Genomic DNA, 14,219 nt, shown 5'->3' with positions numbered 1-14,219 from the left:
TCAAAATTTCAATATCTCTACAGATATCAACTAAAATTTGTTGAGGAAGAGAAAGCATTCCTTCACTAAAGATTCAAAAATCTCCAATAATGCTATTTATTCTTATTTTGAGAAAGCGATGAATCTTTTTCATCTTTAATAAGCATCTAAGAGTATTTATCTCCACCTGAAAATTGTTTTAATAAAGCTGGATACTTTCATTTGGGAGTTTGTTCAATACTAAACACTCAGAAAAGAAAAATAGGGTACTCATTAAAATTGATTTGAAATAGGTAACCATGCTACAAGATCAAAAAGTCCCCTCCAAGATAATATAAAAATCAGATAAGCCTGACAAAGAGCAATTTTTTGAAATACTATAATCTCTTGTTGAATAAAGTACATACAAAAAACAATCATCATAGTGAGGAAAATATGATAGAAATAAAAAAATTGAATGAATTACATATTGATGCATTGTCTGCTTATCTCAAAAATCATCAAGAAACCACGATGTTCATTAGAAACAATTTATATTACTCAGGAATCACTTACCAAGATACACCATTTCACGGCGAATATTATGGCTCTTTCGAAAATCACCATCTTAATGGAGTTTTAGTTCATTATTGGAATGGGAATATAATGATGCAAGCTGAAAATTTTTCGATATTATCAGCATTAGTTGACGCATTTAAACGGGATAGATCAAGACCAATTGCTGGGATATTGGGTGAAGACTCTCAAGCTCGCTTTGTTATTGATAAGCTAAACTTGCAATCGCCTTCTCTATTTGCAGTCAATTATCAAGAAAAGCTGTTTTTACTTGATCTTGAAAAAATGATAATACCTGCTGAACTTCATACCTATCACTGCAGCATCAAGCCAATACAAGAGTGCTCCATAGAGGTCATCAAAGAATGGCTGATTGCTTATCATATAGAAGCTCTTGGAGACGATATTAATGATCCCAAACTCGAAGAATCCATAATTAATGAAATACAAGATACGCAATTGAGTAAAAATCGATGGGTTTTATATGTTGATAATACCCCAGTTTCACTATGTGGATTCAATGCTAGTTTACCTGATATTGTCCAGCTAGGCCCCGTTTATACTCCCCCTTCGTTCAGAAATAAAGGTTTTGCCAGAACCGTGGTCTCTCTTTGTTTAAAGCAGGCTGCTACCAATAGAGTCAAAAGAGCTATTTTATTCACCAAGGAGCCTTCTGCTATACGCGCTTATAAATCTCTGGGCTTTCAAGAAATAGGGACATATCGATTGGCATTATTTAGAAAATAATGAATGGAGTCCTTTGATCGCATGGAAATAGCACGTATGACAGCCATTTCTTTCCGCTTCATTCGATTCTTCAGGGAATTTCTATTCTCAACTGTCCCTAATAAAGATTAATTTAATCAAGCAAACTATTTGGTGTGAAAAACGGTGCTTGATTGCTATAGCGTACAATCAGTACTTTCGTCATACAGCGGGAAACAGTCATTACAGAAAATTTGCGGGGATGGTCTTGAGGAACGAGTATCAAATAATCTAATATCATCGAGTTACTCCACAACTCCCTGTTGTAGAGCCATAACTAAGGAGTGTTATGATTGTTATCTTCGTCCATGGTTGGAGTGTCACACATACCAATACTTATGGCGAGCTTCCTCAATGGCTTGAAACTCAGAGCAAAAACGGTATGCTGGATATCCAAGTGGGCAATATTTATCTCGGGCATTACATTAGCTTTGACGATACAGTGACATTTGACGATATAGCCCGTGCTTTTGATCAGGCCGTACGTGATGAAATTACTGATAAACTAGGAGATGGCGAGCGTTTTGCATGTATTACTCATTCTACCGGTGGGCCTATTGTTCGAAAATGGATGGATTTATACTTTAAAAATAATCTTAACCAATGCCCATTAAGCCATCTTATCATGCTATCCCCCTCCAACCATGGCTCTGCTCTTGCACAGCTAGGGAAATCCCGGCTAGGCCGTATAAAAAGTTTTTTTGAAGGTGTTGAGCCAGGACAGAACGTACTTGATTGGCTTGAGCTCGGAAGTGATCTTAGCTGGCAACTTAATGAAAGTTGGCTCTCTTATGATTGCACTGCTAATGGCATCTATTCCTTTGTACTTACGGGCCAGAAAATTGATCGCCAACTTTATGACGCACTTAACTCCTACACGGGAGAAACCGGATCTGATGGTGTGGTACGTGTACCTGCGGCAAATATGAATTACAGTCTATTGAAATTACATCAGGAGGGAAATAACGGTGACAGTCTTATTGTCTCCAAAATGACACGCACAAAAAAAATGGCATTTGGAATTCTACCTGGATGTTCACACTCCGGTAAAAAAATGGGAATTATTCGTAGTGTTACCCTGGCTAATGCAGCCATTCATCCTACTGCAATATGGGTCCTGCGATGCTTGCAAGTAAAAAATCGTGATTCCTATAATACCTTAACAAAAGAGCTAGATAAGGTTACTCAAGAAACTCAGAAAAATGAGCATACAGAAACTGTGAAAACGCTCATCTCCAAGCGCGACTACATCACTAATCGCTACTCTATGATTATTTTCCGGCTTCTAGATGACCGAGGCAATCATCTTGTCGATTATGATCTTTATCTAACTGCTGGCCCCCAATATAGTGAGCTGGCGCTCCCTAAAGGTTTCTTCGTAGATCGCCAGCGAAACCTGAATAATCGAGGAAAACTCACTTATTTTCTGAACTACGATATCATGGAGTCCGGGATTAATACGCCAAAAATGCAAGGTAATTTGGGATTTCGTGTCAAAGCGTATCCTGAGGCAAGTGACCGAGCTCTTGCCTACTATAGGTTACTCGATTTTCATTCCTCATTTGCTGACATTAACAAAATTCTTCATCCTAATGAGACCGTAATGGTTGAAATCATGCTTCAACGCCGAGTAGACACAACTGTCTCCCGTATCACTAACAATCTTACCCCAACAAAAATAGGCGTGAAACCGACCGGTAAAAAAGTAGATTAACATCCCGCCTGCTTCCAAAGTTAAAAAAAATTCTCTATTAGAAACTTAACATGATGCCTTGCTTTGGTTTAATCAACTCTACGCCAATATCATTTTCCTGAGACAACTCGTTCATAACCTGGCTGTCTGGATCTTCCTTAGAATTTGCAAAGTCAACTAATCTGGGTTTAACGTGAGTAACAACCACAGGTAATCCTCGTAATGAATTTCTTGAATTTAAAGGATCAACAATCGACGCCAATTGCCGCAACTCAAGCATAAATAAATTTGGCTTTAAATGACCAAATAATTTGTCATCGGGTTGTGAATTTAAAAATGAACACTCAAGCATGATGGCATGAAGCTGTTTATTTCTTATGAGTGGAGCAATTTCTTTCCAAATAGATTCCAAGTTGGTTGACTTTTCAATCTTATCAGCACCAGTATCACCAAAATATAAAATATATTCCGTCTTGTAACGTATTAAAAAAGCGCTTGATGCCATTCCACTATGACTTAAAGGAAACGATTTTACATGCAGATCCGTCTTAGGAATAGCAACCCACTCTAGTAATGGCAGTGTTTGATAATGCTGGTAATTCAGGTGTGGAATTTCTCCTCTATCTCCAAAATTCCCCCAAACCGCCCAATTGAAAATATTTTTTTGCAATGCCTGCATCGTTTCTTCGCGCGCCATAATTGTTTGCTGCTCTCGCAATTCAGGTTGCGCCATCACAAGCCCCATAAGATGATCAAGGTGCGCGTGAGAAATAAGGTAAGCTGGAATATGATTTTGCAGCAAATCTTCAACATTTTTATGATGCACTGATTGATGCCTGACTGCAACTTCAAGACCATGGACCAAAGTACCGCCATCAAGAGCAGTATAATTTTCGCCCTCAGTAGTCTTTAATAAATAAGCGGATAAATTTCCATCTTTCAAACCACCATAGACTCCAAGAGGAACAATTTCGAATACAGGTGCACAGTTTGCTGCATGAGACAATAAAAAAATAAAAAGTGTAATCAATAACTGGCACATGCGGATTCCTTTAAAATGACCCAAGTGATTTTGTAAAATAATATACCTTGCATTCCAAACCAATACATTTGTACTTATTTTATAGATTGAACGTTAGCCTCATTAGGCTAAATGTTCTATGCTTCAAAATTACTCCAAATTATTGTTTGAATAATCAATGACTTGAAATTGATGCTCTCGATTTAATATACTTTCAGGAACTTTGCCTGTGAATTGATTATGATCAAGTCGTAGTACTTGCAAGTTGGGGATGTTGCCAATATCAGCAGGGATTGTACTTTCCAACACGTTATATTCAACGCGTAATGTTTTAAGAAAATGGAGTTTTGTTATTGTATTTGGAAGAATACCACTGAATTGATTGTGTCCAAGATAAATATGTTCCAATTGCATTAAATGCTCAATTTTAGTGCTGATTGAGCCTGAAATGTGATTATTAAATAAATAAATTTCTTTTAAATTCTCAAGCCTATAAAGAGAGTCAGGCAGTGCACCATTCAGATCATTGTCATCAAGCCGTAATATTTCAAGTTGATGTAAATTGCCGATGGATGATGGGATAATTCCCGATAATTTATTGACATGTAAATCAAGCCATTTCAAGCGTTCAGCCTCACCAATACTGTCAGGAATTTTTCCGCTTATCTGATTGGATTTAAGCCAAATATTTTCAAGTTTTTTACATTGACCAATCGTAGAAGGAATCTGTCCCCCAATGTGATTAAAGCTTAAGTAAAGTGTTTTCAGCTCTGTCAAGTTACATAGCGTCTCTGGCAATGAACCTTCTAGGCCATTATCATAAAGCTGTAGTTCGGTAACATGTCCATTTTTATCACAAATTACTCCATGCCATTCACAGTATGGGATGGAGTCAGAAAGCCAATTATCTTGTCTAATCCAATTTGAACCATGGGTTTCTTTATAAAAATTTTCAAGTTCTAATCGCTCCAGCGGATAATTTTCTGCAAAAAGAGGGTTTGAAGTTAATGCAGCCACTACGCCAAAAAAGAATACTTGTTTCCTAGACGACTTCAATAATCTAAAAATGGCGTAGAAAAAAGAATGGATCGTTATTGGCATAGAATTCTCTTTCAAATCACTTGCGTCAGTGTAAATATTAAACAATTTAATGTCAAATAGTTAAATTTCACTTTGTAAGATAGATGAAGTAATCTATTTTTTCATTAAATATCTATGAGATAACCACGGGTTCGTCACGGGAGACCTATTCAACAAAAATAGGCTCAAAACCATACTGGCTCACCCTATAGGCTCATCTTGCTCCTGCGATACCAGCTCCTGAAATTAGAGTTTACAGATTAGGTCCCCTCGTAAACCCGTTTGAGAGTTGCTATATCAAATTTCTTCATCCGCAAAAATGATTGCATGATACGTTCAGTCTGTTTAGAAGAGCCATTTTTTATCATGTCACTTAAAACAGTGGGAACTATTTGCCATGAGAGCCCATACTTGTCTTTGAGCCAGCCACATTGTTCGGCCTCTGGAACCGCAGAGAGTTTCTCCCAGTAATAATCAATTTCTTCCTGAGTTTCACAATTCACCATGAACGATATTGCTTCGTTAAACGCAAAATCATAAATTTCAGCACTGTCCATTGCAGCGAACCATCTATCTAAAAGCATGAAATCGGCAAACGCAATTGTCCCTTCTTGGTTCGGAGCGTGCTCTGAGTCATATCGAGAGACACTGCCACGTCTTGAATTTTTAAATATCGATGTATAGAAATTAATCGCTTCTTCCGCCTTACCACAACTATTTCCAACAAACAAAAGCGAAGGAATGAGGAACTGTCGTTCATTGATGAGGTCCGAAAGAATAACTCACCTAATGCCTGATTATCTATATTAAACAGTCTTAGGAGAATTAGTATTTATAGTAACCAATGAACTAAGTTTAAAATATGCCCTACCTCATCCTTCAAAAATTGCAGGTCTTGATGCAGTAAGGAGTTAAGGATAATCAAGTTCCTTCTCTATTCTTATATGACACATTCTATAAATTTTTTGAAATACCCGTCTCATGCCCGCCTCATGTAATACATCTTAAGCAGTACAAAATTGGAGGTCTTGTTTTTTTCGTTATCTTTATAATTTGCTTTTGGTTAGTCAATTGGTTTGTGAAAGTGATATTATTAGGCACCTGGCAAGATGCACCCCCCTATTGCTCTTTTTACGCGGAGAATGGGAAACAAATGACAACACGATCAATATGGAGATAAATAAAATATGAGAAAAAAACAGTTAAAATTATTTAGTGTACTTGTCTGTCTTGGCTCACTTGCCATAAGTCAAAACTTAACAGCCAGTCCTCACTATGCCTCAAATTTAAATGACTTTGCCACACTCATTCAAGCCTATGAAAATAGTCTATTTGAACACTCTCCTGAAACAGCTCTATTATTAGATCGTAAAGACATCCCGCAGGATAAATTTACTGATAATTCTTTTGAAGCAATATATCGCTGGCAATCACAAGAAGACTACTATTTGTCAGCACTTAATGAATTAGATCCCAATAGATTACTTGGAACCGCAGAATACACAACCTATTGGTTGATGAAAGAAACTCTGGAAAACAACAAAGAAAGTAGACTATGTAAAGAAGAGTTGTGGGATATCAATTCTGCAGCAGGATGGCACAACAACGTAGTGGATATTGCAACAAAACAACCTGTAGGCACCCCTGAAAACCGCGCAATGGCCCTAAAACGATGGGCGACTTTCCCTCAACTGGTTCATAATGAAATTCGTAATTTAAATACCGGTATTTCCATTGGTTTTACTGCATCAAAACCCGCAGTCGAGCGCGTTATGAAGCAAATACATCTTATGATTAGTGAGCAGGCAGAAGAATCACCTTTTTATGATTTTGCCAAACGAGATAACGATGCCCTATTTAAAAAGGATGTTGCCAATCTTATTACTACAAAAATTAATCCCGCCTTACAAGAATACGTTGCATTCCTAGAAAATGAATATCTACCGATAGCACGAGAAGAAGTTGGAGTTTCAGCCCTACCGCCTTCTGCACGACTTTGCTATCAGGCGAAAATTAAGCAATTTACTACCATAAACATCAGCCCAGAAGCCATTCATCAATTAGGATTGACGCAGATGGAACGATTAAACAAAGAGGTTTCTGAAATTGGTTATAAGTTATATGGCATTAGGGATATGGCTGAAATTTTTCACAGAGCCCAACAGGAATCAGCACATTATTTTTTAACAGAAAATGACATATTAGATTACAATATGGCTGCTTTAAATAAGATAAAAGAGCAAGTTCCACTCTGGTTTGATTTAATACCTAAATCTGAGGGTATAATTAAACCGTATCCTCTTCATAGGGCTAAAACAGGCGCTTCCGGAGAATATCATGCACCTAGTGAAGATGGTTCTGAGCCTGGTATTTTTTATATTAATACCTATGAACCAGAAAAAATCAGTCGTATCGATCAACAAGCAACTTTGTTTCATGAATTAATCCCTGGACATCATTTTCAAATCGCTTTGCATGTAGAAAATAAGTCTTTGCTTTTTATGAACCGGTATTTTCATAACTCGGGATTTGTAGAAGGTTGGGCTTTATATGCTGAACGTCTTGCTGATGCAATGGGTGTTTATGATGATGATATTTCTCGGCTTGGCATGCTATCTAATGAATCGTTTCGCATTTCAAGACTAGTAGTAGATACAGGGATACACAGTAAGCATTGGACTAGGCAACAAGCAGTCGATTATTTGAAGACGCACTCTGCAGTAAATGCTTCTATCATAGAGGGTGAAATTGATAGATACATCGCCTGGCCTGGACAAGCCACTGCTTACATGATTGGTAAACTTGAAATAGAACGGTTACGTGATTTGGCTAAAGTAGAATTAGGCTCTGCCTTTAATATTAAAGAATTTCATAATCAAGTTCTCCAAAATGGCACAGTGACTCTGAACATGCTAAGGGAACAAATGATGAGTTGGCTAAGTGCTGCCAAAAACCCACAATCAGTGTCGGAAGAAAAGACCCAAAAGAAGTAGAGCATGCTGTTAGAATAGTGATATCTTTAGTGACCTAACAGTTCTGAAGATATCAGCACACGTAAATATTTAATTGATAAAGTCTAAAAAATAACTTAAAGATGACAATAAGGACTAGCAATAGGATCAATATGAGATCATGATATAAATCAATTAGACTTTATCAGGAGTTCAAAATGACGGAACATAAAGTTGCAGTAGAATGGATACGTAATACACCTGATTTTTTTATGAAACGTATAACCGAACTTATACCATTACGTATAGCGGTGGTAAAAAAATACTGGCTTCAAATCCTCCTCAATATTTTGGAGAAGCCGAGTTTCCAAATCCAGAAGAATTGTTACTCTCTGCTGTATCTAGTTGTTATATGCAAACATTCCTTGCAGTAGCTTGTAAATTTGGATTTATAATTGATAATTATGCTGATAATGCAACAGGGGTAACAGGTAAAAATCAGATGGGTAAAAATTGCATCACCGACATTACCTTGAATGCAAAAGTAACATTTGCAGGTACCAATAAACCTGACTCTGCAACATTAAATAAAATTCGAGATAAGTCACATGATTATTGTTTTATTTCTAATACGGTTAACTCAAGTTTAACAATCAATATAGAAGTTCAATAAAATTCAGTATGATCTTGGTATCAAGAAAATTTTATAGTTATTTAATTTTTGAATGACTCGCTAAACAACCCAGGAGTTTTGGTTTTTCCGCGACATCGAAATGACGATAACATTTTAACGAACAAATTATACCTAAAAAATACTGTGCTTAAATCGCGTTAATACTCCCCGTTAAGTATTTTATTGTACTTTTAATTAATCAACGATTAATGCAACCATATCAAAATCTTCCTTACAAGCACCACACTCCGGACAAAACCAGTTTTCTGGTACATCAACCCAGCGTGTACCCGGCTCTATTCCCTCTTCCGGCCACCCTTCTGCTTCGTCATATATAAAGCCGCAAATAACGCAAATAAATTTTTTATAATCTTGCATTTCCAGTAACTCAAAAAACTTAATTTTTCAACCGTAGGTAATTATGTAAAATTAAAATTCAATCAGTGTCATTAATTTTGTCAAATGATTGAAATAATTTACTATACCATCTGAATTCCCACCAAAAAGCACTCACTCAACTTAATTATAGACTACTCGGAATTATTGGATTTTCACGACATCCTATGCAACTCGCATAGCCGTGTAACTCGATTGTTATTATATTTTTTTATTAATGCGTGCGATGAAGAATCATATTGAGTAACGCAACTGCATTATTGTGTTCTGTTTCTTTAGAGGCAAACAATAGAGTTACTTTTTGTTGCTTTGCTTTTTCTTTAATTGAATCAATTAAGTCATGTTTGTCTTCTAATTCTTTTGCGTAGCGCTTTTGAAACTCTGCCCATTTTCGATCCTCATGGTTAAACCATTTTCTTAGCGAGTCACTCGGTGCAATCTCTTTAAGCCATAAATCAATATTGGCATCGTTTTTTTTAACACCTCGAGGCCATAGTTTGTCCACCAGTATCCTAAATCCATCTGATTTTTTTGGTTCCTCATAAATCCTTTTAAGTTCAATGTTTGGCATTTTGGAGTACTCCCTTCTCATAAAGTTTTTGCAAAAGTAAATGGAAATAAACCAGACCTGCATAAGGATGCCATAGAGCGGTAATTTCTGAGGTTTTTTTATAATCGAGCTTTTTCTCAAGATGAAACAACTTTTGCAAATTATTTTGCGCCCCAATATCATCCCGTGGAAAGATGTCAACCCTTCCTAACCCCCTCAATAGAACATATTCAGCTGTCCAACGACCAATCCCTTTAAATTGGCAAAGAAATCGAATCACCTCTTGATTGGGTTTTTCCTCCAAACGGCTAAAAAAAAGCTGCTCTTCTTTTAGCGTTGATGCGACCCGGATAATTGTCTCACTTTTATGAGTGCTATAACCTAGTATTTTTAGTTCAGCAACAGAACAATGACCGATATCCTCTGCACTTGGAAATGCATACAACACTTGATTATTATCATTGATTTTCATGCCAATATGTTGAACTAATCGATTTTGAATATGTAAGCCTGCATCAAGGGATATTTGCTGGCATGAAATCGCATTAATTAGGGTTTCAAAAAGAGAAGGAAAACGAGGTGGTTTGACCCCAATAAATTGAACTACCAATGGGCTTAATCGAGCATCATTTTTAGCCATTTTATAAAAATCGGTTAGATCTCTATTTAGACCCAACATCAACTCAATAAGGTGTTTTATTTTTTCTTGAATCACCGGATGAGTGGGTTCGGCAAGTGATATTCGAAGCTCTGGATTATTAAGGCTATTTGTTTGCTCAACCATCACTTTAATAAGCTTATTGTCAATGTTAAATACGCGCGTATAATATTGGCCATTCCAGCAATCAACACAATTTTTATTTCTTCTGCGTAATGCGACAACGGTATAATCCAATCGAAAGGGAGCAATGGGATGTAATATAAATGATACATTCATATTCATTCCCTTAGCGGTGTTTGAAGTCGCTCTTTGAATAGCGGTTCAAAGTCATTTTGTAAATAGGATTTAATCGGTCTGCATTGTTTGAAAAATACCGTAAAATCCCTTACTAAATCAGCGATAGTAGTGAAACTTATTAATGGTTTTCTAACCCTGGATAACATGAAAGTGATGTGCAAACAATTTAATCCATTAAAACTCATCTCATCAGAACCATCAACTTCTTTACGACCTGATGCACAGAACCCCTCCCGTTCTCTTATTCGTTGCAAAACATCCAGGACCATCATGCTGAAATCGATTCGCATGTCCAAATCATAGTCTTTTAGATAAAGTTTTGTATCAGTCGCAGGATGATAACGATTAATAGAGAAATGCATTCAAGACCTCTTTTTTTGGCTCTTTAATCCTACCTGTCGTCCTAATAGACGAATTTAAAAGTTGCTAGCAAACTCTATTTGCTGTAATTCCTATTCTTTTAGTAATGAAAACACTCTGCTCGCTTCACAATCACATCGTCACAGAGTATGGATAAAATTATCTGTAGCCAACGTTCATGACGTAATCACGTAACAGCGAGCTCTCAAACTCTGCTTTTTCCATAAGCACTAAAAGAGCATCACGTGCGTTAATTACCCCTAATGGTTTGAAATTTTCGTCAACGATAGGGACATGTAAAAGATTTTTCTCTTTCATAGTCGTCCATACATCTCGCAATAAGTAGGTCGGGTGACAATAAATAACATCTTTAGTCATTACTGTTGCAACAGGAACGGTACAGCCACAACCCTGGCAAACTGACATCATACGAACAACATCTGTTCGCGTAATGATACCAACCATTGCGCCATCCTTGTCGCACACCACAACAAGATTGATGTGTCGACCATCAAGAAACTTAGCAGCCTCCAACAATAGGGCATCATCTCTGATGGTAATAAGACGTTGCTGCGCTACAGGAACTATTTCCTCTACAAATGCTTCTATAAATGCCATATATTCACCTTTCTGCCATTATGGATGATGACATCGTTACCCTTTACAGCAATGCGAAGTAATACATTGATAATTATAGCTCATCATATTAGGAATAAGTTTGAAACCTGATCCTATGTTTTCAGTCAGCCGAGTATTCACTATTTTAATAGTGTTTATTTTACATGGAAATTAAAAATTGTATTTTATTAATTTACGGGCCACCCCTGTTTTAATGGCTGTCTCTTTAACCGCTTGAGCAACATTTTTTACAACACGAGTATCAAATACGCTGGGAATAATGTAACTACAACTTAAATGCTGCTCTTCTATAGAATTTGCAATAGCATAAGCTGCGGCCTGCTTCATTTCTTCATTAATTTCAGTCGCCATACAATCTAAAACACCTCGAAACATGCCAGGAAAACACAATACGTTATTAATTTGATTAGGATAATCACTTCGCCCTGTTGCAACGATAGTTGCGTATTTTTTTGCATCTTCAGGCATTATTTCAGGTGTGGGATTTGCCATTGCAAAGACAATTGCATCTTTATTCATTTTTTTTACATCTTTAGCAGTAATAACTCCTGGTTTTGAAACGCCAATAAAAACATCCGCTCCTTTGATTACCTCATGCACTGTCCCTTTTTCAAGATTAGGATTGGTATGTTCAGCATACCATTGATGCGATGGGTGTAATCCTGATTTACCTTGATAAAGCACGCCATCACAATCACAACCGATAATATTTTTTACCCCTAAATTGAGTAGCATTTTAGTGCAAGCAGTACCGGCAGCTCCAATGCCCACTATAACCACTTTAATCTGTTCCAGTTTTTTGTGAACCACTTTGAGTGCATTAATCATTGCCGCAGCCAGCACCACTGCTGTACCGTGTTGATCATCATGAAATACTGGAATATTCAACTCTTTTTTTAATCGCTCCTCAACTTCAAAGCAGCGAGGGGCTGAAATGTCCTCTAAATTAATTCCCCCAAATACAGGAGCAATATGTTTGATAGCGGTAACGATTTCATCCACATCTTGGGTATCGAGACAAATGGGAAATGCATCGACATTGGCAAACTCTTTAAACAATAGTGCTTTTCCCTCCATAACTGGAATCGCTGCATAAGGGCCTATATTTCCCAAACCTAAAACAGAGCTTCCATCTGAAACAACTGCAACCATATTTTTTTTAATGGTCAGATTAAATACATTTTCCGGTTTTTCATAAATAGCAGTACAAATTCGTGCAACACCAGGTGTATAAGCAATTGACAAATCATCTCGGTTTTTTAATGGAATACGACCTTTAATCCTAATTTTTCCACCCAGATGGGCAAGAAAAGTTCGATCAGAAACTTGGAGTACCTCGATTTCAGGAATCATACGCAATTGATTCACTATGATTTCAGCATGTTTTGGACCGCACGTAAAAATGGTAAAATCACGTATCTGATAACCATCCTCAATACGAACCGTATCAATCGCATTGAGTTGCCCGCCTTCTTTTTCGATAACTGCAGCTAATTTGCCAAAAGTTCCTGGAGTAGTTTTTATACGAGCTCTCAGGGTAATGCTACTTGATGCAGAACAGATTCGATTGGCCATAATGACTCCATTGCTTCCTGACTTCATAAACTCATACTTTTGCCATGCTCTTTAAAAAATTTAAGTACATTTTTTGTAATCCGTACAATTTTTTTGAATTATATTAAGAGGATTTAATGAAATTATATTGATTCGACCAACTTATCTACTTGATCTCGATCACTCTAAATAATTTAGGATCTGGAATAATCTAAGTGTGCTCAAAATAGGACAGCTCTAAGAAGTCATCAATAACTGCAAAAACAACATTCTTTACAACCAAGGCTCTTAAAGCTGACAGCTCATGATCTATGCGGAACTGCTCATGCTGCTAACAAATTCCTTTAAGGCGCTCGGAATTACATTTTTCTTTTCTTCTTTATAAACAAGGTGCCTTAGGCAAGTAATGAAGGTACGCTTGTTTTTCCACCTAGGGAGCTGATAGAGGTAACGAGTTATTTATTTGCATTACCTTGGCTGCTGGATCTACCAGGTTGACGGTTTCAGTTTGTGGAGAAACCCTTTTTAGTGCTTGTCGTTGTTCTGTTGTCCTACTTAAAGCTTCGGTATAGCTAACAGATAAAGTTTTTACATGAGCAAGAGAGTCCTTTTATGCTCATATTAGTATAAATAATTGGTATATGCTCATACGCACAATTGATTTTACGCTACAATAAAATTGAATAAAAACAATTGCTTGCGCCGGTTTTTACTGCCTCGGCTTGTAATAACCCGCTGCAAACTAGCGTTTTATAACTTAATGAAACATGATGATGAAAGACACACAAGAAGCACTTAAAGACCTACTCAACAATTTAGGTTTCATTCCAGATGATTTTAAAATAAATGATCATAATTTAATACAATGGGGCACCCAATCTGTCCAACCCCTAAAAGATGTAACTACGATCACAAGGCTATCAACAAAAAAAAGTAAAACCTATAAATCAGAATACTCATCAGCTTGGTTAGTTGATTTTGAAAATGATTTAAAAAATGGAGTTTTCAACTCATAAATTTACCAGCACTGTTCATCTAATTATTT

At 36.7% G+C, this 14,219-nt stretch carries 14 protein-coding genes; 5 read left to right on the top strand and 9 right to left on the bottom strand.

What is annotated here, in order from left to right:
- The first annotated feature begins 414 nt into the window (after positions 1-414).
- On the top strand, positions 415-1,281 hold the full coding sequence (locus EL220_RS03325) for a GNAT family N-acetyltransferase (protein ID WP_027271451.1): 867 nt from the start codon (positions 415-417) through the stop codon (positions 1,279-1,281).
- Positions 1,282-1,588: 307 nt separating this feature from the next.
- Positions 1,589-3,013: a phospholipase PlaB gene (gene plaB / locus EL220_RS03320; protein ID WP_027271450.1), complete on the top strand. Its 1,425-nt coding sequence runs from the start codon at positions 1,589-1,591 to the stop codon at positions 3,011-3,013.
- 37 nt (positions 3,014-3,050) lie between these two features.
- On the opposite strand, the gene EL220_RS03315 is transcribed toward plaB, so the two are convergent.
- The 3 genes from EL220_RS03315 to EL220_RS03305 all read right to left on the bottom strand — a co-directional run bounded on the left by EL220_RS03315 (position 3,051) and on the right by EL220_RS03305 (position 5,824).
- Positions 3,051-4,034, bottom strand: a complete 984-nt coding sequence (locus EL220_RS03315) for an MBL fold metallo-hydrolase (RefSeq protein WP_027271449.1) — start codon at positions 4,032-4,034, stop codon at positions 3,051-3,053.
- Positions 4,035-4,163: 129 nt separating this feature from the next.
- The gene (locus EL220_RS03310; RefSeq protein ID WP_081779064.1) at positions 4,164-5,114 is read right to left on the bottom strand and encodes a leucine-rich repeat domain-containing protein; all 951 of its coding nucleotides are present in this window, start codon (positions 5,112-5,114) and stop codon (positions 4,164-4,166) included.
- A gap of 239 nt (positions 5,115-5,353) precedes the next feature.
- Complete coding sequence (locus tag EL220_RS03305; protein WP_051544743.1) at positions 5,354-5,824, bottom strand: VOC family protein; 471 nt, start codon at positions 5,822-5,824, stop codon at positions 5,354-5,356.
- A gap of 456 nt (positions 5,825-6,280) precedes the next feature.
- On the opposite strand from EL220_RS03305, the gene EL220_RS03300 reads away from it, so the two are divergent.
- Together EL220_RS03300 and EL220_RS18515 are read left to right on the top strand one after the other, a co-directional pair.
- A complete protein-coding gene (locus tag EL220_RS03300) occupies positions 6,281-8,086 on the top strand; it encodes a DUF885 domain-containing protein (RefSeq protein ID WP_027271447.1) in 1,806 nt (601 codons plus the stop codon).
- Positions 8,087-8,456: 370 nt separating this feature from the next.
- Positions 8,457-8,717 carry an OsmC family protein gene (locus tag EL220_RS18515; protein ID WP_232002591.1) on the top strand — a complete coding sequence of 87 codons (261 nt, stop codon included), beginning with the start codon at positions 8,457-8,459 and terminating at the stop codon, positions 8,715-8,717.
- Between the two features lie 195 nt (positions 8,718-8,912).
- Here the strand turns inward: EL220_RS18515 and EL220_RS03290 are convergent, their stop codons facing one another.
- The 6 genes from EL220_RS03290 to EL220_RS03265 form a co-directional block, all read right to left on the bottom strand.
- Positions 8,913-9,095: a rubredoxin gene (locus tag EL220_RS03290; protein ID WP_027271446.1), complete on the bottom strand. Its 183-nt coding sequence runs from the start codon at positions 9,093-9,095 to the stop codon at positions 8,913-8,915.
- Between the two features lie 232 nt (positions 9,096-9,327).
- Positions 9,328-9,684 carry a DUF488 domain-containing protein gene (locus EL220_RS03285; RefSeq protein WP_027271445.1) on the bottom strand — a complete coding sequence of 119 codons (357 nt, stop codon included), beginning with the start codon at positions 9,682-9,684 and terminating at the stop codon, positions 9,328-9,330.
- Positions 9,671-10,600, bottom strand: coding sequence for a DNA-3-methyladenine glycosylase family protein (locus tag EL220_RS03280; RefSeq protein WP_027271444.1), 930 nt, complete (start codon positions 10,598-10,600; stop codon positions 9,671-9,673). Before EL220_RS03280 ends, EL220_RS03285 begins: the two co-directional genes overlap by 14 nt.
- Before the next feature lie 2 nt (positions 10,601-10,602).
- Positions 10,603-10,983: a 2Fe-2S iron-sulfur cluster-binding protein gene (locus EL220_RS03275; RefSeq protein ID WP_051544742.1), complete on the bottom strand. Its 381-nt coding sequence runs from the start codon at positions 10,981-10,983 to the stop codon at positions 10,603-10,605.
- Positions 10,984-11,140: 157 nt separating this feature from the next.
- On the bottom strand, positions 11,141-11,599 hold the full coding sequence (locus EL220_RS03270; protein WP_027271443.1) for a CBS domain-containing protein: 459 nt from the start codon (positions 11,597-11,599) through the stop codon (positions 11,141-11,143).
- A gap of 171 nt (positions 11,600-11,770) precedes the next feature.
- Positions 11,771-13,195, bottom strand: coding sequence for an NAD-dependent malic enzyme (locus EL220_RS03265; protein ID WP_027271442.1), 1,425 nt, complete (start codon positions 13,193-13,195; stop codon positions 11,771-11,773).
- Between the two features lie 749 nt (positions 13,196-13,944).
- On the opposite strand from EL220_RS03265, the gene EL220_RS03260 reads away from it, so the two are divergent.
- Positions 13,945-14,190: a hypothetical protein gene (locus EL220_RS03260; RefSeq protein ID WP_027271441.1), complete on the top strand. Its 246-nt coding sequence runs from the start codon at positions 13,945-13,947 to the stop codon at positions 14,188-14,190.
- The last annotated feature ends 29 nt before the right edge of the window (positions 14,191-14,219 follow it).

The organism is Legionella sainthelensi (assembly GCF_900637685.1).
Lineage (GTDB): Bacteria > Pseudomonadota > Gammaproteobacteria > Legionellales > Legionellaceae > Legionella > Legionella sainthelensi.
This window is presented reverse-complemented; position numbering and strand designations above follow the sequence as displayed.